This window comes from Clostridium transplantifaecale (assembly GCF_900626075.1).
GTDB lineage: Bacteria > Bacillota > Clostridia > Lachnospirales > Lachnospiraceae > Otoolea > Otoolea transplantifaecalis.
Map to the genome: position 1 here is coordinate 810,141 of NZ_UYZY01000001.1, position 24,527 is coordinate 834,667.

Below are 24,527 nucleotides of genomic sequence, written 5' to 3' on the forward strand. Positions count from 1 at the left end.
CCTTCCCTAGACCTTCAGCATCCTGTACCCCACTCCGATATGCGTCTGGATATACTGGGGATTGGATGGATCTGCCTCAATCTTCTTTCTTAATGTCGCCATAAATACTCTCAGAGACGCCACATCGTTATCCCAGGCGCTTCCCCATATTTCTTTTGTAATATAGGTATGCGTCAGAACTTTGCCTTCATTTTTCGCCAGCAGGCAGAGCAGTTTATATTCAATTGGAGTCAGATGAAGCTCCTCCTTTTTCAGGGTAACGGTTCCTGCCGCATAATTGATTTCCATATCTCCGTTTGTGAAGACAGAAACCGGCGTCGAACCGTTTCCTGAGTCGTTCAGCCTGCGGAAGGTGACGCGCAGGCGGGCCAGCAGCTCTTCCACGGAAAAGGGCTTTGTCAGATAGTCGTCCGCTCCCGCGTCCAGAGCGTCGATTTTATCTGTATCTTCGCTTCTGGCGCTGAGTACGATGATGGGCGTCTTGGCCCAGGAACGAATCTTGTGTATAATATCAATCCCGTCCATATCGGGAAGTCCCAAATCCAGCAAAACCACGTCTGGATTATAGGAAACCGCCTCTGTTATGGCCGTCTCCCCCGTCGCAGCGGTCCGGAACCGGTACTGATGTGTCTCCAGCGTTGTGGTGATGAGATTTCTGACGGCAGCATCGTCTTCCACTACCAAAATTAACGGTTTATTCATGCAGTGTTACCTCCTCAAGTGGTAAAGTAAATGTAAAGACAGCTCCATGGGGCACATTGTCCGTGGCCGTAATTGTCCCTCCGTGTGCCGTAATAATTGATTTGCAGAGAGCCAGGCCAAGGCCGAGGCTGCGGCGGCTGTCGGCCACCTTTGTTCCTGCGGTATAGAACATATCAAAGATATGTTTTTTAGCCTCTCCGGAGATACCTTCGCCCGTATCCGCTACGGTCACGACGGCGGCTCCCCCTTCCTTTTTGGATTCAACCGTTACCTCTGAACCCTGAGGCGTGTATTTAATGGCGTTATCGACCAGATTGATAATTACCTGCATAATCAGCCTCGCATCCGCCCTCACCAGCAGGAGGGAATCATCCGATAACACCCGGATATTGTGTTCAGCCCGTCTTCGATCCGTGTGGCGCAGGGCCTCTGCAATAATCTCATCGAGGAGTTCTGCCGTCAGCCGCAGTTTCATCGTTCCGTCTTCAATTCTTGTAACCGACAGCAGGTTTTCCACCAGATTAATAAGCCAGAGGGAATCATCATAAATATCCTCATAGAGCCTTAACCGTTTCTCCCTGTCAATGCAGTCCTCACTGGAAAGCAGGATTCCCGCATTTCCGGATATCGAGGTCAGGGGCGTCCTCAGGTCATGTGAAATGGAGCGCAGCAGATTGGCCCGGAGCTGTTCATTCTTCGCCATCAGCGCGGCTGCCTCCCTCTCCTTTGACACCTTATCATTCCTAAGCGCCAGGGCACATTCCCCCAGAATTGAAAGCATGATGCTGTTCTCAAATGCATCGAGAGGCTCCCCGTCTATAGCGATTCCCACGACTCCGAATACCTCCTGCGACATCCGCACGGACAGATAGAGGCACCTGGCATTTCCCAATGTCCCGGTTGTCGCGCCCGCGCGCTTATTATTGTGGAAAACCCAGGCTGCCACTGCCCGCTCATTTTCATCGGTATAGGCCGACAGCGGGGTTTCACTGTGGACGGCAAAGAGCTGCGGGGCTGCCAGACCACCATTCCGGATTCTGTAGAACAGAATATCCCGGTTCAGCAGCTTTGTCAACTGGTTGCATGTCACGGAAATCATCCCTGTCAGATCCTTTTCATTGCCGAGCGCCCGGTTTGTGTCAAACAACACCCTGGTCCTATAGGCTGTCTCGGCGGCCTGACGCGCCTGACGCTGAATCTTGACCGCCAGGGAACTGGTCAGAAATGCCGCTATAAACATAATCGGAAAGGTGGCAAGATACTTTGGGTCATAAGCGTTAAACGTAAATCTGGGCGCTGTGAACAGAAAGTTAAAAAGCAGGACGCTGATCACGGAGCTAATCAGGCTGTACAGCCGGTGTGATGTGACAACCGCGGTCACCAGCACGCCGAGAATATAGATGGTTATAATATTAGCCTCGCTGAACTGAAGCAGGTCGAACAGATAACTGACCGCCGTAGCGGACGCAAGCACCAGGAGGCTCTTTGCAACCTCAGCCATGGAAAGCTTCTGTTTCTTTGTAAAATGGGGCCGCGCCCGGTAAGACAGGGCAATCTGATCCGGAATAATATAGATATCCAGATTAGGGGCTATCCTGGTAATCCTCTCGGTTAGCGGCGGTGGCCCCAATAAAAAACTGCGGCGCGTGCTGCTTCTGCCGAGTACAATTTTCGATACGCCGGACAGGCGGGCAAATTCGGAAATCTGAAAAGCGATGTCCTCCCCGTATACGGTTTCAATCGCTGCCCCGAGCTGCTCCGCAAGGCGGGCGTTCTGCCTGAGCCTCTCCTTATTTTCCTCGGAGGAGGATGCAAAATCCGGCGTTTCCACGAACACAGCCGTAAAACTCCCCTTAAATGCCGCCGCCATCCTGGCCGCAGTGCGGATAATTTTCGCATTAGTCGGCGAACCCGACAGACATACCAGAATGTGCTCATCGGCAAGGCTCCTGTTCACCTTCCCTCCCGACTGCTCCGACATCCGGTTGACCCGGTCCGCACACCGGCGCAGCGCAATTTCCCTCAGCGCAACGAGATTCTCCACTGAAAAGAAATTTCCCAGCGCCTTTTCGGCCTGCTCTTTCCGGTAAACCTTACCCTCTTTCAGGCGTTCAATCAGTTCACCCGGCTCAATATCCACAAGCTCCACCTGCTCCGCATTGTCAAATACAGAATCCGGGATTCTCTCCCTCACCGTAATGCCCGTGATGGAGGCGACAAGGTCGTTAAGGCTCTCAATATGCTGGACGTTGATTGTTGTGTAGACGTCGATGCCGTTATTGAGCAGTTCCCTCACATCCTGGTACCGTTTCCGGTGGCGGCATCCCTCCGCGTTAGTGTGCGCCAGCTCATCTACCAGAATCAGCTGCGGTTTTCTCGCTATGGCCGCGTCCAGGTCAAACTCCTGCAGCGTAATGCCGCCGTGGCGGATTCTTTTGGCCGGCAGAAGCTCCAGCCCATTTAGCAGCCGGGCGGTCTGAGGGCGTGCATGAGGTTCCACATAACCGGCAGCTACATCAATGCCGCGCCGTTTTGCCTCATGGGCGGCCTGCAGCATCGCATATGTTTTGCCCACCCCTGCTGCATATCCAAAAAATATTTTCAGGCTGCCCCTGCTTTTTGCCTCTTCCTCGTTCTTAATCCGGCGTAAAAATTCCTCGGGGCTGCTTCTGTTTTCTTCCATAAAAATCACCTCTGTCTGTGAGAATATACCGTAACGATTCTCTTCCATTCATTTCCTTCATCCTAATCGGTTACAGTATATCAGACTATTTTTAAAAGACGTATAAGGAAATAAGCGGATGGTATTAAGATTGCATTAAGATTTCCCCCAGCGCCACAGCTTAATCCCGTAAAAACGGCGTTTTGGGAAACCGGTGACAAAAAATCCCTCCGGGGATCCTTATATCCGCCGGAGGGATTCATTCTCATTCGCTGTCCCTTCCTCCGCTCTCTTTACTTCTCCTGAACCTGTTCGAAGGAACTTCCATACTTTTTATATACATAAATATCAAAAATAATCATGCAGGTCCATCCCAATGTCGTTCCTACGGCAACCGATTTCAGTCCAATATCCGCAATCAGGCTGTAAGTAAGTATAATCCGGATCGGCATCTGGATCAGGGTACCCATAAGCGTAAATTTCAGTTTTCCTATACCTCTGAAATATCCCTGGAAACTGTATGTGATTCCCGCCATAAAATAAAAGCAGGCCATCGGACGCAGATAGGCAAGGCCGATTGCAATGGCATTCGTCTCACTGGGTTTCAGGAAAATCTCAAACAGCGGCCGTCCGGCAAACAGAATAGCAAATGTGACAAAAACCGTATAAGTGACGGCTATCACCATTGTAATCTTAAATGCCTTCGGAATGCGGTCGTATTTCCTGCCGCCCTTGTTCTGGGCCGAAAAAGTGGTTACCGACGAAGCAATACTGCTCCCGGGCGCCAGCACATAGCTGTCTATGATGGATGCCGCATTAAAGGCTGCAATCGCATCCACTCCCAGGGTATTGACCCCCGACTGCACCAGTAAACGGCCGAGATAAAGCATGGTCTGCTGAAGGGCTGAAACTGAGCTGTAATTCACGGTGCTTTTCAAAAGTTGGAGATCAATCCGTATTTCCGAAGGCTTCAGGCACAGGGCAGGCACTTTCCTGTAGATATAAATAAGCAGCGCCACCGATGAAACCGCCTCCGAAATCACGGTGGCATAGGCCGCCCCCAGAACTCCCAGCTGAAGGTTCCTGATAAAATAGACATCCAGGAAGATATTAATTGCCGTGCTGAACATCAAAACATAGAGCGATGTTTTTGAATCCCCGGTCGCTCGCAGGGCCGCCGCCAGGATATTATAAAGAAACGTAAAGATAAGCCCTCCGGAAATCACCCTCAGATACCTTGCCGCCAAAGCGGAAATTTCCACAGGAGTCCGTGTGAGCCGTATGAAAAAATCACTTCCGGCGTAAAACAATACCGTCAATACAACGGTCAGAATCAGTCCGGCGCCAAGCGAGGTGGACAGCTCTTCCCTGAGCCTCTTATAATTCTTAGCGCCAAAGTATTCCGCCATCAAAATGGATGCTCCCATCGTGATTCCGGCAATCATAAAAATCAGAATATTCATAATCGGCCCGGCCGCCCCAATCGCCGCCAGCGCCTCTTTCCCTTTAAACTGCCCCACCACTACGGAATCCACCGTGTGGTAAAGCTGCTGTAACAAATCACTGAATATAAGCGGCACCGAATACAGTAACAGGTGTTTCGTAATATTCCCTTCCGTCATATCCCGAGTCATCGCAAAACCTTCTTTCTCATTCGAACGCGATGACAATTATATTCCCTGCTGCACCATGTGTCAATAACATATCATCGAAAAGAAATAGGTCATAGACAGAACGGAAATTGGGGGATTTTCCACTCTTTCCATCCCGCCAGCATCCTTATTTTCCCATTCTCCCCGCTATTTCCAGATTACACCCCAGCACATTCACTTTCTCCTCTCCGAATATCCCCAGGACCTTTTCCTCGGTATTGTCCTCAATAATCTGATACAGTTCTTCCTCCGAAAGGCCCGAGGCTTTCGAAACCGCTTCCACCTGCACCTTCGCCCCCTGAACCGTAATGTGGGGATCCAGGCCGGAGCCGGAGGCCGTCAAAAGATCGGCGGGAATATCCTCCCGTCTGACACCGGGGTTGGACTTCATAAATGATTCCAGATCCGCCTCCACCCGTGTTTTCAAATCGGGATTGGAATTTCCATAGTTGAACGACCCGGAAGCAACTCCGCCGTAGCTTTTGTCCTCCTTCTCCTCTGTTGTGTAACAGTTATAGCCGACCGAGGAAATGCGGCCGTGGAAAAACCAGGGTTCTTCAAACTGCTGCCCCACATACTTTGAGCCGACCGTACGCTCCTTACCGCCGACAACGGCCTTAATCAGGCTTCCGTTTGCCTGAGCCGGGAACAGGATCTGGCCTGCCAGGGTCAGGGCCGCCGGATACAGAATGGTGCAGAGCGCACCAAGCACGATTGTGCACACCACCGCTTTTTTTAAATAGGTAAAAAATAATTTCATATCTGTCTCCTCCTGATTATAATCCCAACATGGCAAGCATCGGAGCCACTATCATATCAATCAGCTTGATACCGATAAACGGCACCGCCACTCCTCCGATTCCATAGATCCCCATGTTCTTCAGCAGCATTTTCTCCGAGCGCATCGGTTTATATTTCACGCCCCGCATCGCGATAGGAATCAGCCCCGGAATGACGACGGCATTGAAGATAAGAGCCGATAAGATGGCGCTGTAAGGTGTCGTCAGCTTCATGATATTCAGCATATTCATCTGGGGAATCACAAGCTGGAACATGGCCGGAATAATAGCAAAATACTTGGCAATGTCGTTCGCAATCGAAAATGTGGTAAGCGAGCCCCTGGTAATCAGAAGCTGCTTTCCAATCTCCACCACCTCCAGAATCTTGGTCGGATCGGAGTCCAGGTCCACCATGTTGGCCGCCTCTTTTGCCGCCTGGGTGCCGGAGTTCATGGCAATTCCCACATCCGCCTGGGCCAGGGCCGGCGCGTCATTGGTACCGTCTCCCGTCATCGCCACGATTTTTCCCTGGGCCTGTTCTTTTTTAATTTCGGTAATCTTGTCTTCCGGCTTACACTCTGCAATAAAACCGTCCACCCCGGCCTCCCTTGCGATTGTCGCCGCCGTCAACGGATTATCACCGGTGCACATAATCGTTTTGATTCCAATCTCCCTGAGTCTTGCAAACCGCTCCACCAGCCCCGGCTTCACCGTGTCTTTCAAATAAATCACTCCGTAAATCTGATTGTCCGCGCAGACTGTCAGAGGCGTACCTCCCAGTTTTGATATGCTCTCCACGATTCCATCCAAATCGGGCGGCACCGCTCCTCCCCTATCCGTTACAAACTCCCTGACGGCCTCGCCCGCTCCTTTTCTGAGCTTCAGGCCGTTCTTTAAATCCACGCCGGACATTTTCGTCTGGGCGGTAAATTCAATGAAGCTCATCTTTTCACCGTCTTTTTTGTCTGACTTCGCGCCCATCTGACGCCCCAGTTCCACGATGGATTTACCCTCCGGCGTGTCATCCTCCAGGGAGGCCAGAACAGAGAACTCCACCAGTTCCTGTTTTGAGACGCCTGAGACCGGGTAGAAATCGGCTGCAAGCCTGTTTCCAAAGGTGATTGTTCCCGTTTTGTCGAGAATCATCGTGTCCACGTCACCGCAGGCCTCCACCGCCTTACCCGACATGGCAATGACGTTAAAACGCGTCACACGGTCCATACCCGCAATGCCGATGGCCGACAAAAGGCCGCCTATCGTGGTGGGAATCAGACACACCATCAGTGCAATCAGGGTAGCCACCGGAATGTGAACCCCGGAGTAAACAGCGAAAGGATAGAGGGACACTATGACAATCAGGAAAATAATCGTCAGACCGACTAAAAGTGTATTGAGCGCAATCTCATTGGGCGTTTTCTGCCTGGATGCCCCTTCCACCAGGGCTATCATCTTATCCAGAAAGGACTCTCCAGGCTCCGCGGCAATCCTTATTTTAAGCCAGTCCGAAACCACGGTCGTGCCGCCGGTGACGGAGGAAAAATCACCTCCCGATTCCCGGGTGACGGGAGCCGACTCACCTGTAATTGCCGATTCATCCACCGAGGCAATTCCCTCTATCACTTCGCCGTCATTGGGGATCAGTTCGTTCATCCTCACTATCACCACATCGCCCTTTTTAAGCTCCGCAGCAGAGACATCCTTCTCGGAGCCGTCCGGAAGAATGAGGTGGGCGGTGGTGTCCTTCTTTGTCTTTTTAAGCGTTTCCGCCTGGGCCTTGCCGCGCCCCTCGGCCACCGATTCCGCAAAATTAGCGAATAATACGGTAATGAAAAGAATCAGTGTTACGAAGACGTTGTAAATCCGGAGCGTTCCCGCGGAAAGTCCTCCGGAATGGGCCACATCCCCGAAGAGGTTAGGCATAAAACACAGTAAAAGCGTTATAAGAAATCCCGTTTCCACCACAAACATGACCGGGTTTTTCATCATATACCTGGGATCCAACTTTTGAAATGCTCCTGTGACCGCGCTTTTTAATATCTCTTTTGTAATGAATTTTGTAGTCTGCTGTTTTACTTTCGACATCAAATCCTGCCTCCTAATCTAAGTTCCTGTGTATGACAATGTATGAAATTTACATAAGTCCCGGAAACCATATTGTCAGATGCTCCGCAATGGGGCCCAGTGCAAGCGCCGGGAAGAACGTAAGCGCCGCAAATATATACACGATGAATACGAGAATCATTGTAAATACCACATTATCCGTCCTGAGCGTCCCGACCGTTTCATTGACCCTGCGTTTTGCCAGGATGCTCCCGGCGATTGCAAGCTGCAGGATGATTGCCGGAAAGCGTCCGAAATACATCGCAAGTCCCGCCGTGACATTCCAGAAAACGGAATTATCCGCCAGTCCCTCAAACCCGGAACCGTTATTCGCCGCCGAGGAACTATACTCGTAAAGCACCTGGGACAGTCCATGGAATCCCGGACTAGTGATCCCCGCCAGTCCTCCCGCTGTCGATACGGCCAGAGCCGAAAAACCGAGAATCAGGAGCGGATGGATAATGAGGCAGACCGCCACCAGTTTCATTTCCCTTCCCTCGATCTTTTTTCCCAGATATTCCGGCGTACGTCCTATCATCAGTCCACAGATAAAGACCGCTAATATCACGTACATCACCATGTTCATCAGGCCCACTCCTTTGCCTCCGAACACACAGTTTAACATCATATGTAACAGGGGCACCAGGCCGCCCAGGGGAGTCAGGCTGTCGTGCATATTGTTGACCGTACCGGTGGTAAACGAGGTCGTCGTCGTGGTAAACAGCGCTGACTGGGCTATGCCGAATCGCACCTCTTTTCCCTCATATGAACCTATGCTCTGGTTAAGTCCCACACTTTCAAGCACCGGGTTACCGGCCAGTTCCGCCCTGTAGCAGACCGTAAGCCCGATGACGAAGATGATTGCCATAGAGGCGAAAACCGTCCTTCCCTGGCTTCCAAAGAAAATCTTTTTTCCATCTTTCTTCCTTCTGTCCGCAATCATATTTCCAAAGGCAATGACGCAGGCTCCCGGCAGGAGCATCATGGAGTAAAGCTCACAGAGATTGGTGATAATCGTCGGGTTTTCAAGCGGCGTCGATGAATTGGCGCCCAGGAAACCGCCTCCGTTGGTCCCCACGTGTTTAATGGATTCAAGGGCCGCAATAGGACCGGTGGCGATATCCTGCCATTTGCCCTCCAGCGTCTGAACCGTAAAATTAGACTGGAAATTCTGGGGCGTTCCCTGCCAGATTAAAATCATTCCCACGATAAAGGAAATGGGAATTAAAATTCTCGTTGTATTTCTTACTATATCCTCATAGAAATTGCCCATCGGCCTACCCGACATACCACGGCAGAAGGCCATGCATGCCGCATAACCCGTGGCTGCCGACGTGAACATCATAAAGACAATCACGGCCATCTGGCTTAAATAAGACAGGCCGGATTCCCCGGAATAATGCTGCAGGTTTGTATTGGTCATAAATGATATGATCGTGTTGTAGGACAGTGTCGCCTCCATCCCCTCTATCCCGTTCGGATTCAGGAACAGGATTCCCTGCAGTCTTAATATCAGGTATCCGGCCGCTATCATGACCGCATTTGTCATAAGCAGGTTGAGCGCATAGACCTTCCAGCTCATTTCTTCCCTGCCAAGCCCGCAGATCCTGTAAATCACGTTGTCAACTCTATCGAAAACGGGATCTGCAAACGTCTTCTGCTTTGCCGCAACATGGTACAGGTAAATTCCTGCCGGAACCACGAGCGCCATGTATAGGAGCAGTGTTATTGTTATCTGAAACATTCTCTCTTCCTCCTGTCACACTTTTGCATTAAAGTTTTTCGGGATATACGAGCGCATAAACCAGATATGCGGCAATCCCCGCGATGATGAATCCTAAAAATACCATACATTTTTCTCCTTTTTAAACTTTGGACCGTTATTTTTTTCCATCCTGTTCTATCTGTGAACCGCACCAGCCGATGAACAGTTTCATAAGAAAACAGCTTCCTAAAATGATGCCTGCCATACAGAGATCCATCATATTTATTCCTCCTTTTGCTGCCGGTTCTGTAATTACGGATTACGCACCGGATTGATAGTTCAGATTCTAGCACCTGCTTTATAAAAATAGTGTTAGTCCGAATGCGGTTCACATTAAGATTGTATAAGTAATGCCTACGTCCATCCGAGCAGCAGGGCGGCCGGTATCATCACGGCCGAAGTCACGGCAAAAACCACAGCCAGGATAAAAAGCGGAATCCCGACCAGCGCCCCGGCGGTAAACAGGCCGGGGTGCAAATGGGCGAACATCATAACCGCGGCGTCAAATCTAAGTCCAATATTTTGAAATATGCGAATCATACATACCATAATCAATTCCTCCTTACACCTTTATCCTAGCACCCGCTCTGTTAAATCTGTAAAAGTGAATCGGAGAAGGAAATTAAGATATTATAAAAAAAGTCCCCTCCGTACAAACGGCTGATAAAAAACCGTTTGTACGGAGGGGACTTTTCTCTTTTCTGTTTATAATCTCAAAATTCCAACTGCCGCCGCCAGCACCATAACAAGTATGTTCGTGACCGTCATAATCGAAACGCCTTTCTTTACAATGCCGTCCACTTCCGTCTCCAGCAGAGGCGCAGCCACATAAATCGACGCATTGACAGGCGTTACGCCGGTCGCCAGCGCCAGGTTGCACACATAAGGAGCGATAATTTCAATCGGCCTATATCCAAACTGGGCCCCGATAAAAATCAGAAGCGGATACATCGCGTTGTATAACTGATACGGCACAAACCGAATCACCGGAACGCTCACGGCCAGAAGGACGATAAACGCATATTTTGCCGTTCCTCCCGGAAAAATGCCTACGATTAACTGGGCAAAGGACTCGACCATTCCCGTCTGGGCGAATACCGCAATGTAGACGGAGATGGAAAGGAGCATCAGAATGATATTAAATATCATGGTTCCCGTCCTGTTCCACATATCGGCAAAGGTTTTCGGATAATTTAAAAGGGCGGTAATACAGGACACAATGATAAAAACAAAGTAGGCCGGTATTTTATAGACGGCCAGCGCCACAATCACGGCAATAAAGACTGCCAGATTGGCCCAGAACAGCTTCGGCCTTGCGTTTTCCTTTCCTTTGTTCTCCTCTTTTGCACCGTTTTCAGCCATTCCCTGTTCAGGGAGCCCAAGCGTCCCCACTTCCTTTTTATGCAGCCAGGCAAAATAAACCCACTGGGCAATGATAACCGGGATAAAGCACAGCGCCCACGGAATGGAGGCCGAAGCCAGCTCAAGCGTATCGCACTCCGCCATCATCGCCGACATCGCAATTCCGACGCCCCACGGGATAAAACACATGGCGGCCAGCGCCGTCTGAACCAGGATAAACGCATGGACCCGGTTGAACCTGTATTTTCTATAAAGAGGCATCATAATCGGAAAGGTGACAAGATAGCAGGTGCTGATATTGGCTGTCAGCATCCCCACAGCCGCAATTACGGTGGTCAGAACCATGATGATGACGACATTCATCCTGGAACCAATGAGTCCGGTGATGCTTCCCACAATCCGGTCAAACATGCCGGTCTCGGTCAGCATGGAAAAATACAGCAGACCGAATATGAGCATATAACCGGAGGAGCGCATTGTCGTTGCAAACTGCTCCACTACCATGGTGCTGATCTCAGCGGGACTGTATCCGAGAACCAGGGCAACCGCCACCGGCACGAGAAACAGGGTAAAGTTCATCGGAATGACTTTCGTCAGGATTAAAACAATGACCGCGGCCATCATCGTGATGGCCATTATATTCAAAATACTCACAAATTCATGCCTCCTTCCCCTGAATCATGCCGAATTCCCTGCGGAACGAGCTGCTGATATATTCATGCACCAGATCGGTGAACGGGTGATGCACCGTCAGAAATCCATGCCCCATCCTCGGAGCCACGAAAATTTCACACGGTACCCCTGTTCTGAAAAGTTTTCCGGCATATTCCCTGGCATCGTCCCGGAACGCGTCGTACTCTCCCGCTACGATGCAGTGCGGCCCCAGGCCGTGCAGGTCCGGACACTCTCCCGGAAATGCGTAGTAGGAAGGTCTCTGCCCGTTATATCCTCCCAGATAGAGGGCCTCCGGGCACTCCGCCTTATTCTCCGACTGCATTACAATCTGGGGAAGCTGCTGGAAGGAGGTGTCTCCGGTCAGGCTCAGCGCCAGCTGCGGACATACCAGAACCGTAAGCGCCGCCTTCGGCCCGTTGGTATCCCTCAAATAAAGCGCCAGGCCGCCCGCCATATTCCCGCCTGCGCTTGTCCCGTGCACTCCGATCCGCTCCGGATCTCCTCCGATTTCTTCACCGTGCTCATAAAGCCACATAAACGCCGTATAGCAGTCCATCAAAGGTTTTGGAAAATAGACCTCCTTTGTCGTCAGCCTGTATTCGACACTCACCACAATGGCTGGTGTCCTCCATGCCAATTCAATACAGCGGCCGTTGTCAATGTCCAGGTTTCCTCCGACCCATCCGCCGCCGTGGATGTCCATAATCATAGGCGCCTTCGCAGGAAGGCCGGCCGGTTTATAGATGCGGAGCCTCAGCACCGTTCCCTCCTCGGTTCCCGGTATCGTGCGGTCCACAATGGTCATCCCCTCCGGCACCTCATAGTTCATCATGTCTTCTATCTGTGCCTTCTTTGCCCTCATTGTTTCCTCTGAACCATCTTTGTAATAAGATCTCAAATGATTTTCATAACCTGGATATGGTGTCAGTTTCATATCGGTTCCTCCCTGATATAGTTTGATTGAGTTGATTTTAAATGTGAAAGCCGCTCTCAGCTCAACACTTTCAGGGTGGCTGATTCATACATGTTTTGATTGCATTCATGCAGAATTTTCATCAATTGTCCGTTTTTTCCCTTTTCCTCTTCCGTTTTATCCGGCTTATGTCTATCATTTTTAAAAATCCGTCCCCTATTTTGCCTGTAATCCGTTCCTCTCCAAGTTCTTACGCCGCTCCGGACATCCAACCTGAGAGCCGCTCGCAGGTTGCTCAAAGCAGGACCGACGAACCAGACTCTTATTTTAACGGCACCACAATCTTAAAATAGTGCCAGTCAGTGCCGTCCCCGCCGCGCGTGATTTTGATTCTGAATGCATATACGGAATCCGGAAAGTTGGGTGCATATTCATGGAATGCCATTCTAATATCCTCCGCCATCGCCCCATTCGAGACAAAATGCCCCGTATACCGCCTGTAGGCAATGAACACCTTTTTAGGGGAAAGGGAAATAAATTCCGGGTGCTCTTCGAACACCGGCTGTTCCTCCATAAAGCTCAGGCTCTGCCCCCATGAATACTTCTTTTCCCCGCCCTCCATATATTCTCTGTCAAGAGTCACAACCGCCGTTGTCTCCGGGGCATAGTCCATGATATTTAAGGCGTCCATGGCCAGGTTCTCCCCCGTAAACAGCAGATTTTCCGTCTGCATCCTGCAGTAGATGATCTGAGAAAACGGCTCAATATACCACTCCCCCAGCTCCTCCTCTGCGCGTCTGCATTCCTCCATGTACTCCTTAAGAAAGCTGCGAATCCCTGTCAGCTTTAAAAGTTCTTCCTCCACCGCCCGGAGTCGTTCCATCAGCATTTCATCAAGCAGACGGCTGTCCGCTGTTTTTCTCAGGACATCCAGTTCCTTCAGCGAAAATCCCATGCTGCGGTATCGGATGCATTCGGACAGATCCGTACAGATGCTCAGCTGATATCTCCGGTAATTGGATTTTTCGTCCCGTTCCGGAGTCAGAATTCCGATCTTTTCATAGTATTTAATCGTGTGGGGAGAAACTCCCATAAAACGTGCCAGGGTTCCAATGTTTTTTTCGTCCATATAATTCTCCTTTGTACTGTGGAAATAACGTCTTCAAATATCACGTTTTTCACCTCTTGGCTGTATTTTTTGACGTACAATCGCACAAAAAAGCCGCGTTTACGATTTAAAGCATTAAATTTTAGCAGTTTAAAGCAAAAAACTCTTGACAGAAGTCCGTATTGCTCTTATACTGTAACAAAACATTTTGAAAAACCTTTAATTGGTGGCGGTGAAAAGCCGGGAAGGCCTGCTTTTACCGCGTATAAGGAGAAGATGCCATGAATGCCTCAGTAAAAATCAGAAACGTTGTATTCGGAGAAGGAATCCCGAAAATCTGCATTCCGCTCACGGACACGAATTTGGATGGACTGCGTCAGTCCGTCAAAGCAATGGAAAACGCCCCCTTCGACTTTGTAGAATGGCGCGCGGATTTTTACCAGAATATTGAAAATCCGCAGGTGCGATTTCAGGCCATGGCATATCTTCGCGAGTTGCTTAAGGAGATTCCGGTCCTGTTCACGATCCGTACCGACCTAGAGGGAGGAAAGCTGAGACTCAGCACGGAGGATTACACTGCCCTGAATCTTGCCGCCATAGAGAGCGGCCTCGTGGATTTGGTCGATGTGGAACTTTCAAGGGGCGATGATACGATGAAAACGCTGGTAGAAGCCGCCCATCAGGCCGGGGTGAAGATTATCGCCTCCCGCCACGACACCGCCTCAACGCCTTCCAAGGAGGAGATTGTAGGCCATCTCTGTGAGATGCAGCAGCTCGGGGCCGATATTGCCAAATTTGCCGTAATGCCCCGGAATGACCGCGATGTACTGACACTGCTCGACGCCACGCTCACGATGAGGGAGGAACATCAGGAGACGCCCGTTATCACGATGTCCATGGGTCGTCAGGGCGCCATCAGCCGAATTTGCGGCAGCGTATTTGGTTCCGCCATCACCTTCGGCACCGCAGGCAAAGCATCCGCCCCGGGCCAGCTCCCCGCCGATCTGCTCTCCAACTTTATAACAAGTCTTGCATAAGAACGGTATATGCATTCAGGGAGGCGTATTCATTTACGCCTCCCCCTTTTTAAGTTCTTTGATCGCCGCCTCCAGGCCGCGCGCCGTCAGCTGGAACATGGGAAAACATTCGCGTACCAGACCGATGGTCCGGGAAGCGGCATCGTAGTCCCAGAGTTTCTCATGTAATGGATTCAGCCAGACCGATGACGGGAAACGTTTCTTCAGCGCCTTCAGCCAGTAAATCCCCTCTTTTTCATTCTCGTGGTAATAATCAAGAGTGCCTCCCGGCTCCAGAAGTTCGGACGGAGCCATCAGTGCGTCCCCTACAATAATTACCTTATATTCCGGTTTCAGGTTTTGGAATACCCACTCCGTGGAAATCTTGTCATCCCACGAACAGCCCGGCTCGGTAAACAGCTGATCGTAAAAGCAGTTGTGAAAATAGTACACCTTCAAATCCTTGAACTGGGATGCCTGGTTCACAGCCTGGAAGAGACGGTTGCACATATCGGCATAAGCCCACATGGACCCGCCGCTGTCCATCAGAAGCAGAAGCTTCGTCTGGTTCTTTCTCGGCCGCTCCATCACCAGTTCCAGACGCCCTCCCCGATCGCAGGTCTTTTCAATGGTTTTTGTCACATTCAGTTCTGTTTTAGCCCCGTCCTCCTTGCTGGACAAAAGCCTCAGTTTTCTGAGCGCCACCTGAAACTGCCTTAACTGCAGTACCTTATCTTCGCGGAAGTCCTTATAATTACGCTCCGCCGCCACTTTTAACGCACTTCTGTTCATTCCGGCCCCATGGACGCGGATTCCTTTCGGCGCGTAGCCGGAATGGCCGAACGCTGTGGTTCCTCCGGTTCCGACCCACTTATTTCCCCCGTGATGCTGCTCTTTCTGCTCTGCCAGCCTCTGTTCCATCAGACGGCGTATCTCTTCGATATCCATCTTTCCCCAGGCCGCGTCCGCTTCTTCCCTGTCGAAAGGCGTCTGCGTCATTGCCCTCGAAAGCCAGCGGGCCAGCTCCTCCGGAAGGCAGTCCTGTTCTTTTATATTTTTAAAGTACTCTAAAAACGCCTGATCAAACCTGTCGTAATCAGACTCCTTCTTCACCAGGATTGAACGCGCCATGTGATAAAATTCCGTCAGGCTGGCTTCATTCAGATTCAAATCCAGCGCGTCCATCAGGCAGGTCCACTCATTTAGACTGGTTTTCATGCCGTAACCGCGCAGAATATATAAGAAATCAGTAAACATATCGGTTCTCCGCCTGTTTTAAGTCCTCTGTTTTCTTCAGAAGAACGCCTGCAAAGGGGATTTCCTTTTCCAGTGTGCCGATTGGAATCCCTCCGATATGGAGGGCCTGTATCCAGTCTAAAACTTCCGAAGTTCCCGGTTTTTTCTGAATTCCCTTCATATCACGTATCCTGTAAAACGCATCCAACACACCCCCAATCAGTGTTTCCTCAAGATCCGGATAGTGCGCTTTAATAATCCGTTCCATCATCGGCGCATCGGGAAACGCGATATAATGGAAGATACAGCGTCTCAGGAACGCATCGGGCAGCTCCTTTTCCGCGTTGGATGTGATAATGACAATCGGCCTCACCTTCGCTTTTACGGTCTCCCCCGTCTCCGGTATATAGAATTCCATCTGGTCCAGCTCCCAGAGAAGATCGTTGGGAAACTCCAGATCGGCCTTATCGATCTCGTCTATGAGAAGCACCGCCTGTTTTTCCCGTTTGAAAGCCTCTCCCAGCTTGCCGAGACGGATGTATTTTGCAATGTCGCCCACACCCTCCTCGCCGAACTGGCTGTCGTAGAGACGCTGGACCGTGTCATAGACGTAAAGCCCGTCCTGCGCTTTGGTGGTGGACTTAATATTCCAGATTAAAAGTTCCATGTCCATGGATTTTGCAATTGCTTCCGCCAGCATCGTCTTGCCGGTTCCTGGTTCGCCTTTTATTAACAGCGGCTTTTTAAGCGCAGCCGCTATGTTGACACTGCGGATCAGTTCATCCGACGCTATATAGTTCTCATTTCCGTGAAATTGCAGCATTGTTATTTTCCTCCTCCAAAACAGGGCACAGAGCTTACCTTTGCTCTGCGCCCTGCCTTTATGTTACTATCAAACTTATTCTTCGTCCATACCTGGTTTGAAGAAGTCACCAAACAGTTCTTCATTGGACGGCATATCTTCCGGAAGAGGACGTGCTACCCATGTTGTGTTCATGTAGTGCTTTAATGCGATGTTTTCGGAAACAATGTTTCCTCCCCATGTTCCGCAGCCCATGGATGATGTTGGAGGCATTCCGTTTGTGGAGGAACCGGAGTTACCTCTGTTGTTTGGCTGGCGTACCATAATACGGGATACGGGAGCTGCCATTCCAAGTCTGTGAATGTGCTCGTCGTCGAAGGAGTAGATACCACAGGAGTGGCCTTTTCCGCCTACGTTGAAGATAGCCTGCATCATGGTCAGGGCATTCTCAAACTCTCCCTCGTACTTGAAGAGGCTTAACAGTGTGGTCAGTTTCTCGCTGGAGAAGAAGAACTCTTTTCCAATCTCACCTATTCCGCCGCCTGTTACTGCGATGAACTTGCGGTCTTCCGGAATCTCGAATCCGGCGATCATAGCCAGCTTCTGTGGGCTGATGGCTACGGTCTGCGGCAGACGGTGGCCTGTCTCATCCCACATAACCTTCTTGATCATCTCAGCCTCTTCCTCGTTGGCAAGGTAAGCGCCTTCTGCCTCCAGAGCCTTTACGAAATCATCGTAGATAGACTCATGGATTACCAGGTTGCCATCACAGGAGCAGCCTGAACCGAAGTCGGATGTCTTGGAAATACGTGTATTGCTGGCTGCCTCTTTCTGACGCTCCGGTGTGTTGCAGGTGTCATCGATGATGACGGTTGCGTTTCCTGCGCCTGAACCGTATGCAGGAACACCTGCGGAGTAAGCGGATTTAACCATTGGGCGGCCGCCTGTTGCGATGATGAGGTCTGCACGTTTCATCAGCTCGTTGGTCAGGGAGATGGACGGCTCTTTGATACCCTGGATGATGTCGGCCGGTGCGCCTTCGCGTACAAGAGCCTCACGGATGATATCAATACACTTGTTGGTTACGTTTTTAGCACGTGGATGCGGGGAGCAGATGATTACGTCTCTTGCCTTGATCGCGTAGATAATCTGTCCTGCAGGTGTTAAACATGGGTTTGTGGTTGGAACCAGGGAAGCGATAACGCCGACTGGTTTTGCATATTTCACAAGTCCTTTTTCTTTATTCTCCTCGATGATGCCGACGCTCTTAGCGCGGAGGCAGTCTCTCAGGATGAGCTTGATTTTGTTGCGTTTGTTTCTCTTTGTGACTTTGTCGCCGAGGGAAGTCTCATCAACAGCCTCGTCACAGATTGGAGCCCATACTTTCATATCGCATACAGCGGCAGCGACAGCCTGGCAGAGGCGGTCAACGCGCTCCTGGTCATATGTAGCGATAATGTCGGCTGCAACGCGTGCGCGTGCTACCATTTCTTCGATCATCTGGATCTGCTCTGGGGTTACTTCTTTTGCCATAATTGTAATTCTCCTTTACATTATATAGTTTAAGTGCAGCTGTTCAATACGTTTGCTGTTAACCTGTCCTTACGGTAATTTCAGTATATATGCCGCGGCCCCAAAAGTCTAATACCGGAATTCTCTCATGTTCATAGAGAGAATCTATTGATTTTCGGGGTTTAACATTTTTCACTATCGTTAACATTTCTTGTGAATTCCAAAGCAGTTGTCCAAACAGGAAAAAGCGTCAATTTCCTTTTGTAGAAAGGTATAGTAAGATAAATTTATCAGACGGCGGCAGGTACATTTCTTCCCGGACCCGACCGCCGGCCAAAATCAATCGCTAAACAGGAGGTATTATCATGAATGAAACAGCTTATCCAGGCTATGAATATCATCTGAATTTGTACGATATCATTGCCAACGGTTCGGAAGAGGAGCAGGAAAAAGCCCGTGAAGAACAGAGGAAATATATCAGCGGCTATGTTCTTCCGGAGGGAATGACCATGAAGGACATCACCATAACCGGCCCGGACGGGAATCCTCTCACCCTGCGCGTCTATACACCGGCCAATCTGCCGGAACACGCACCGATGCTTCTGGAGGTTCACGGCGGCGGCTTTGTCGGCGGCAGTCTGGACATAGATAATTACCGCTGTATCTATCTGGCACAGCACACGCCCTGTATCGTGATCGGCGTAGACTACCGGCTCTGCAATGAAAGCATCCACTTCCCGGCTCCCCTTATGGACTGTTACGCGGCCCTGAACTGGATTTACGAACATGGCGGTGAGCTGGGCGGCGACAGGGAACGCATTGCCGTCCACGGCACCAGCGCCGGAGCCAACCTGACGGCCGGTCTGGCCCTGTATGCCCGAGACCACGGAGGACCGAAGATCACGATGAGCATTCTCAACTGCCCTCCCCTGACCATAGAGACCTTTACCTCCACCATCCAGAACAGCCAGTACTCGTTAGGAAGCGGTTCCTTCGGGGAATCGGTGGAATACATTTACCTCAATGATAACGGATACAATGGAGGAATGCCCAATTACTATGCAATGCCCGGGTATTGCCGGGATCTCAGACATCTTCCCGCCACTTATATCATCGCGGCCGAATACGATCCGCTCCGCGACGACGGGCTGGCCTATGCAAACCGCCTCCTGAAAGCCGGAGTTCCCTGCGAAGTCATTGTCGCGCCGCGTGTCGGCCACGGATTCTGCGTCGTGGATCACCCGCTGACAAGATGGGTTCACAATGGGGTGTGCGCCTCCCTTCGGAGGGAATTCGGGATGGAGATTGGCGAATTTTAGTTTTCTTTTACCGCACTTAACGGCGTATAAACCAAGCAAACCAGCAACAAGCTCCTTCCCAATTAGATTGATTGGTAAGGAGCTTGTTGCTGGTTCGGTTCAATTGGCGGAAAACTCATATACTGCCTTCCACTCCGCCGTCTTTCAGAGGCGTCCACCTTCTTCAATTAAATCTTTTTCCTGCACTCTACCCTTGCATTCGCGGGTCTCTTAAACATCTCAATTTGCTTGTCCAGTCTCATTGTCAGGGGTTGTTTTGCCCGATACGGCTCCCATTTTGGAAGCGCACTGTCTCCTTTTCCATTTGGCGTGCCATATTTTACAAAGTTCGCCCAGTAGGTACTGCAGGCGTCGGCCAGGAGGTAATCCTCTCCCTCCCATGGCCTCCAGGAACGCATCAGCGTCCGGAACACATACCACAGGTCTGCCGCATGGAACGGTCCCATATCATCCCCCGGAAGCATGCGTTCCAGGCTGTAAATGAAGGTCTGACCCTTCCCCTGACACTCCCGCAGTTCGGCAAACGCCTCCGCCGCGCTCTGCAGCAGCTCCGTTGCCATGGCTTTCTGATATTCGGCAAATTCCGGGCCATCCTGCGGGCAGAGAGCGAGATAATCCCCGGCCTTGTCTCCCAGCGCCTCCTGCATCACCTGTTCCAGATGGCCTCTGTTCCTGGCAAAAACCAGGCCCTCCATAGCCGTATATCCAATCAGGCAAGGCATCTTCGGCGTCTCACCGGCCCTGCAGCATTCCACCATGCTTTTCTCCAGGACATATCCGTCCACCACCGGCCCGCGTTGAAGCTCCGGGCCCGGCATCGTCTCTTTCCACCGTTTCAGCAGTTCCGCCCCGGACAGCGTCCTCGCCTCCTCTATCGTAGAAACTCCGAGAGCAGCCAGACTTGTGCGTTCTTCCGCCTTTTTCAGGTTTGGAAACTCCATATCCGGAAATGGAGACAGGCCGCCTCCGCTCTGCATGATCGCCTTTGCATAAAGTCCTTTTGTCAGAGGGGAACACACCAGCGCCTGCACACAGCATGCTCCGGCCGACTGTCCGGCCAGGGTAATCTGCTCGGGATCGCCTCCGAATGAAGCAATATTTCTTCTGACCCAGCGAAGAGCCGCAATCTGATCTAACAGCCCGTAATTTCCCGATATGCCATACTCATTCTCATTATCCAGTTCCGGATGGACCATCCATCCAAATATATTAAGCCTGTAATTGATCGTAACGAGAATTACGCCCTTTCTGGCAAAATGCTCCCCGTCAAAATGGGCGGAATGGCCATATCCGGTCATAAACGCCCCTCCGTGGATCCAGAACAGGACGGGAAGCTTTTCATCCGCAGACTGCGCAGGCGTCCATACATTCAGGTACAGACAATCCTCGCTCATCTCCTCCTCACAGGGATAAAATTCCTTCTCATAAAAGCTTCCTTTTCCAACTCCGAGCTGATAACACCTGGCCGATGCCCTGGCGCAATCTCTCACGCCGTCCCAGCCTGCTGCCGGTTCGGGCGCTCTCCATCTACGCTTTCCTGTCGGCGGCGCCGCATACGGGATTCCGTAAAAGGCCGTGATACTTGGCCACCCGCAGGGCACTCCAAGGATTTTTCCATTTTCAACCGTTACTTCTCTCATCTGTCTGACCTACCTTCCACAGTAAGAGTCCAGCCCTGGGCGTATCATAAAACATTTCTGTCGTCTGACCGCCCCGGACCGAACTCTTATCTCAATTATGTATTATTTTGCAGCGGCTTTGGCAGCCTCAACGTAGCTGTCCACAAAAGCCGGATCGATGTTTTCTTTCATCATGTCGATTACCACCTGGGATGCCTTACCGTACAGCTCCCTGATCTCATCTGTTACCGGCGTAACCTCAATGCCATAATCCGTCTGGCACAGTTTGGACATTCTGGCGTCGTCATCAGCGGTTCCTGCTAACTGATATCTCTCGCAAAACAGTACGAACTGGTCGCAGGCAAGCTTCTGCTCTTCACTCATACCGTCATATTTTGCCTTGTTCATCACATAAGTGCTTACAAACGGGATGTGGTTCGTCTCCACAACATATTTCTGTACTTCACAGAGTTTGGCCCCAACGATAGAGGCCCACGGATTTTCCTCTGCATCCAGCATTCCCTGCTGAAGGGCAATATATAATTCTCCAAAGGCCAGAGGCGTTGGATTGGTTCCCAGCTCTTTCCAGAACGCCATATGGTATTTATTCTCCTGGGTACGGATGTTAAGTCCCTGAAGGTCTGCTGCCGTTGTAACCGGTTTGTTGCTGGACAGAATGCGGAAATCAGGTGCATACAGCGTAGCCAGATGCAGGCCTGCCTTATTGTAGTATGGTTCCAGCTGATCCTTAAAGTTTGATAAAACCTGATTGGCAGAGTCTACGTCCGTATACAGGCCGCCGATATCCAGCACCGCCAGCTCCGGAATCAGGCCGACCTGGGAGGTTGGAGCTCCCGTAAACATATCCACGCTTCCCATCTGCGCTCCCTCAATCAGTTCCACATCACCGCCAAGCTGGCCGCCCGGATAAAAATTCACAACAAAGTTCCCGTCCGTCCATGATTTTGCCGCCTCAATTGCTGCATAAATGGCGTCTCCCATGACGGTGCCGTCCACCGTACCGGAACAGCCAAGCGAAAGTTCAATCGGATCGCAGGCAATACTTGTATTCAGCCCTTCCGATGCAATCGCGATAAGCTCCGCATTTCCCGCAGAAGCGGTAACGGAATCCGAACTCTCTCCGGCAGCTTTTGCCGCTGTCTCCGGACCGGCCGTGGCCGAACTTTCCTTGCCGGAGCCGCCGCAGCCCGCCATGGACAGAGCCATTGATACCGATAATGTAATCGCAATAATTTTCTTTTTCATTATGATTCCTCCTGAAATGATATGTTTTTATTTTTTATCGTACTTATTTGTTTTTCACTTGTTGTTCCTGTTTTGTTGTTCCTGTCTTATATAAGGCACAAACTGATAGCCGGAATAAATGTAATTAGAAGCAGCGCCAGCAGGAAGCAGCCGATAAACGGCACGGTCTTTACACCCAGGCGCACAACCGGGATTTCCACCAGCGGGGCCGTGACAAAGAGGTTCATTCCAAAAGGCGGAGTGACAAATCCCACAGCCAGAGCCGTAACCATAACAACGCCCAGATGAATCGGGTCAATTCCGAATCCGGTGGCAACCGGCATGATAATCGGTGCGATAATCATAACTGCCGGTCCGACGTCCATAAACATGCCGATCAGCAGCAAAAGCAGAAGTAAAACGACAAACAGCATATATTTATTAGAAATTGTCGTCCCAATCAGCGTCTGTATCACGTTGGATGCCTTTAAGAGAATCAGAACGCGGCTGAATCCCTGAGCCAGGGCAATCATCATGAGAATCGGCGCATAGGAAGCGATGGCATCCTTAAAAAGCTGCGGGATATCCCTGAATGTGATGCTCTTATAAACAAACAGGCATACAATCAGCGCGTAGATAACGGAAATACAGGCCGCCTCCGTGGGAGTGACGAAACCTCCATAAATACCGCCCAGAATAATGACGGGAGTCAGAAGAGCCCAGAAACCTTCCATAAAAATGTTCAGGAACCCCCTTGCCTTCAGCGCCTCATAATTGGCTGCAATTTTCTCCTTGTCCTCACCCTTTCTTTTGCAGTATAACCAGCAGTAAAACATGATGACGAAAGCGATCAGGCAGCCCGGAAGGACTCCTGCCTTAAACAGGTTTCCAACGGATGCTCCCGTGAACAGCCCGAACATGATAAACGGGATGCTGGGAGGGATAATCACGCCCAGTCCTCCGGCCGTCGCCACAATGGCCGCCGAAAATACCTTGTCATATCCCAGACTGACCAGAATCGGGATACACATGGTTCCAACCGCCGACGCCGTAGCCGGCCCGGAACCGGAAATTGCACCGTAAAACAGGCAGGTGATGACAACGGCACAAGGGATGCCGGCCGTCCTTTTTCCAACAATAATTGCAAAAATATCAAATAAACGCTTTGAGATTCCTCCCCTTGTCATGAGGGCTCCCGACAGCATAAAGAGCGGTACCGCCAGGATCGGAGTTGTATTAAGCCCGGAAATCATTGCCTGGATAATATAGTTCATATTTCCCGGAAAGCTGCTGTTAATAAGCTGCGGAATCACTGTCGCCAGTCCCATGGCAACCGCCATCGGCAGGGCCAGGACCATTGCAACCAGAAACGCCCCAAAAACTAATCCTAACATTATTCTGCCACCTCCTTATTATCTTTCCTGTCTTTCTTCCAGAACCATTTCACCAAATCCTGAATCTGACGGATGACGCCTATCACGGAACCGATAAACACGGAGCCGTAAAGCACGTACATCGGCACTTCCATAGCCGGACTCTTCATGCCGCCCCGCACGGAATTCATCATTGCGAAATAGCCGTAATAAGAAAAATACGTAAAGAAAATCAGAGTGACAATGCGTCCGGCCAAATCAAATACCTTCTTAACCGAATCCGGGAAAAATCCCACCAGGATATCCACCTTCAGCATCTTATTCTTCCGAATGCAGTAACCGATTGATAAAAATCCCGAGATAACAAATGAGAATCTGCAGAATTCCTCCGGCCACGACATTGACTCCCGATAGACAAAACGCATGATAATCTGTGCAAACATAACTGCCGTCATGAGAATCAAAAGAATCATTAAAAGACATTCTTCAAAATTCTCATCGAACCATTTCCAAAATTTTTTCACTTTGGAAACCCTCCTTTCCACTTCCCCTTATATTATTTACGGTCTGCGGCGCTGCCGCTCCTCCTGCGGATAGAGGGATTGAAAATTTCCCGTCCCCGCCGTCCGTAAAGTCAGAATAACAGGAAAAAGTCCGCTGGTATACGGACTTTTTTTGTGGAGAGCA

The 24,527-nt window shown here is 50.6% G+C and carries 20 protein-coding genes; 2 read left to right on the plus strand and 18 right to left on the minus strand.

Translation table 11 applies throughout. The features are described 5' to 3' along the window. Nucleotides 1–6: 6 nt before the first annotated feature. The 11 genes from EJL91_RS03450 to EJL91_RS03500 form a co-directional block, all read right to left on the minus strand. Nucleotides 7–702, minus strand: coding sequence for a response regulator (locus tag EJL91_RS03450; RefSeq protein WP_125140555.1), 696 nt, complete (start codon nt 700–702; stop codon nt 7–9). Beyond that, nucleotides 695–3,385, minus strand: a complete 2,691-nt coding sequence (locus tag EJL91_RS03455) for a sensor histidine kinase (protein ID WP_125140997.1) — start codon at nt 3,383–3,385, stop codon at nt 695–697. Before EJL91_RS03455 ends, EJL91_RS03450 begins: the two co-directional genes overlap by 8 nt. Nucleotides 3,386–3,657: 272 nt before the next feature. Continuing rightward, entirely contained in the window at nt 3,658–4,998 is a 1,341-nt protein-coding gene (locus EJL91_RS03460; RefSeq protein WP_125140556.1) for an MATE family efflux transporter, read from the minus strand. A 145-nt stretch (nt 4,999–5,143) separates the two neighbouring features. After that, nucleotides 5,144–5,776, minus strand: coding sequence for a K(+)-transporting ATPase subunit C (kdpC, locus tag EJL91_RS03465; RefSeq protein ID WP_125140557.1), 633 nt, complete (start codon nt 5,774–5,776; stop codon nt 5,144–5,146). 16 nt (nt 5,777–5,792) lie between these two features. After that, nucleotides 5,793–7,877, minus strand: a complete 2,085-nt coding sequence (gene kdpB / locus EJL91_RS03470) for a potassium-transporting ATPase subunit KdpB (protein WP_125140558.1) — start codon at nt 7,875–7,877, stop codon at nt 5,793–5,795. A gap of 49 nt (nt 7,878–7,926) precedes the next feature. Further along, complete coding sequence (gene kdpA / locus EJL91_RS03475) at nt 7,927–9,639, minus strand: potassium-transporting ATPase subunit KdpA (RefSeq protein ID WP_125140559.1); 1,713 nt, start codon at nt 9,637–9,639, stop codon at nt 7,927–7,929. A 28-nt stretch (nt 9,640–9,667) separates the two neighbouring features. Beyond that, nucleotides 9,668–9,745, minus strand: coding sequence for a potassium-transporting ATPase subunit F (locus EJL91_RS25335; protein ID WP_125140998.1), 78 nt, complete (start codon nt 9,743–9,745; stop codon nt 9,668–9,670). A gap of 269 nt (nt 9,746–10,014) precedes the next feature. Further along, on the minus strand, nt 10,015–10,209 hold the full coding sequence (locus tag EJL91_RS03485; RefSeq protein WP_125140560.1) for a hypothetical protein: 195 nt from the start codon (nt 10,207–10,209) through the stop codon (nt 10,015–10,017). A gap of 156 nt (nt 10,210–10,365) precedes the next feature. Beyond that, a complete protein-coding gene (locus tag EJL91_RS03490; protein ID WP_243125217.1) occupies nt 10,366–11,676 on the minus strand; it encodes an SLC13 family permease in 1,311 nt (436 codons plus the stop codon). 4 nt (nt 11,677–11,680) lie between these two features. Continuing rightward, nucleotides 11,681–12,631, minus strand: coding sequence for an alpha/beta hydrolase (locus EJL91_RS03495; RefSeq protein WP_125140561.1), 951 nt, complete (start codon nt 12,629–12,631; stop codon nt 11,681–11,683). Nucleotides 12,632–12,932: 301 nt separating this feature from the next. Continuing rightward, nucleotides 12,933–13,739 (minus strand): MerR family transcriptional regulator, encoded by an 807-nt coding sequence (locus tag EJL91_RS03500; RefSeq protein ID WP_125140562.1) that lies wholly within the window; start codon nt 13,737–13,739, stop codon nt 12,933–12,935. 260 nt (nt 13,740–13,999) lie between these two features. Between EJL91_RS03500 and aroD the strand changes: the two genes are divergently transcribed. Then, entirely contained in the window at nt 14,000–14,755 is a 756-nt protein-coding gene (gene aroD / locus EJL91_RS03505) for a type I 3-dehydroquinate dehydratase (protein WP_125140563.1), read from the plus strand. Between the two features lie 33 nt (nt 14,756–14,788). On the opposite strand, the gene EJL91_RS03510 is transcribed toward aroD, so the two are convergent. From EJL91_RS03510 to EJL91_RS03520, 3 genes are all read right to left on the minus strand, one after another. Beyond that, the gene (locus EJL91_RS03510; protein ID WP_125140564.1) at nt 14,789–15,991 is read right to left on the minus strand and encodes a vWA domain-containing protein; all 1,203 of its coding nucleotides are present in this window, start codon (nt 15,989–15,991) and stop codon (nt 14,789–14,791) included. Beyond that, entirely contained in the window at nt 15,981–16,793 is an 813-nt protein-coding gene (locus EJL91_RS03515) for an AAA family ATPase (protein WP_125140565.1), read from the minus strand. Before EJL91_RS03515 ends, EJL91_RS03510 begins: the two co-directional genes overlap by 11 nt. Nucleotides 16,794–16,868: 75 nt before the next feature. Then, nucleotides 16,869–18,305 carry an aldehyde dehydrogenase family protein gene (locus EJL91_RS03520; protein ID WP_125140566.1) on the minus strand — a complete coding sequence of 479 codons (1,437 nt, stop codon included), beginning with the start codon at nt 18,303–18,305 and terminating at the stop codon, nt 16,869–16,871. A gap of 344 nt (nt 18,306–18,649) precedes the next feature. On the opposite strand from EJL91_RS03520, the gene EJL91_RS03525 reads away from it, so the two are divergent. Continuing rightward, nucleotides 18,650–19,603 carry an alpha/beta hydrolase gene (locus EJL91_RS03525; RefSeq protein ID WP_125140567.1) on the plus strand — a complete coding sequence of 318 codons (954 nt, stop codon included), beginning with the start codon at nt 18,650–18,652 and terminating at the stop codon, nt 19,601–19,603. A 167-nt stretch (nt 19,604–19,770) separates the two neighbouring features. On the opposite strand, the gene EJL91_RS03530 is transcribed toward EJL91_RS03525, so the two are convergent. The 4 genes from EJL91_RS03530 to EJL91_RS03545 form a co-directional block, all read right to left on the minus strand. Beyond that, nucleotides 19,771–21,243, minus strand: a complete 1,473-nt coding sequence (locus EJL91_RS03530; RefSeq protein ID WP_125140568.1) for a carboxylesterase/lipase family protein — start codon at nt 21,241–21,243, stop codon at nt 19,771–19,773. A 102-nt stretch (nt 21,244–21,345) separates the two neighbouring features. Then, nucleotides 21,346–22,488 (minus strand): TRAP transporter substrate-binding protein, encoded by a 1,143-nt coding sequence (locus EJL91_RS03535; RefSeq protein WP_125140569.1) that lies wholly within the window; start codon nt 22,486–22,488, stop codon nt 21,346–21,348. Nucleotides 22,489–22,574: 86 nt separating this feature from the next. Then, nucleotides 22,575–23,861, minus strand: a complete 1,287-nt coding sequence (locus tag EJL91_RS03540) for a TRAP transporter large permease (RefSeq protein WP_341466941.1) — start codon at nt 23,859–23,861, stop codon at nt 22,575–22,577. Next, nucleotides 23,861–24,364: a TRAP transporter small permease gene (locus tag EJL91_RS03545; RefSeq protein WP_125140571.1), complete on the minus strand. Its 504-nt coding sequence runs from the start codon at nt 24,362–24,364 to the stop codon at nt 23,861–23,863. The genes EJL91_RS03540 and EJL91_RS03545 overlap by 1 nt, the downstream gene beginning before the upstream one ends. Between the last annotated feature and the right edge of the window lie 163 nt (nt 24,365–24,527).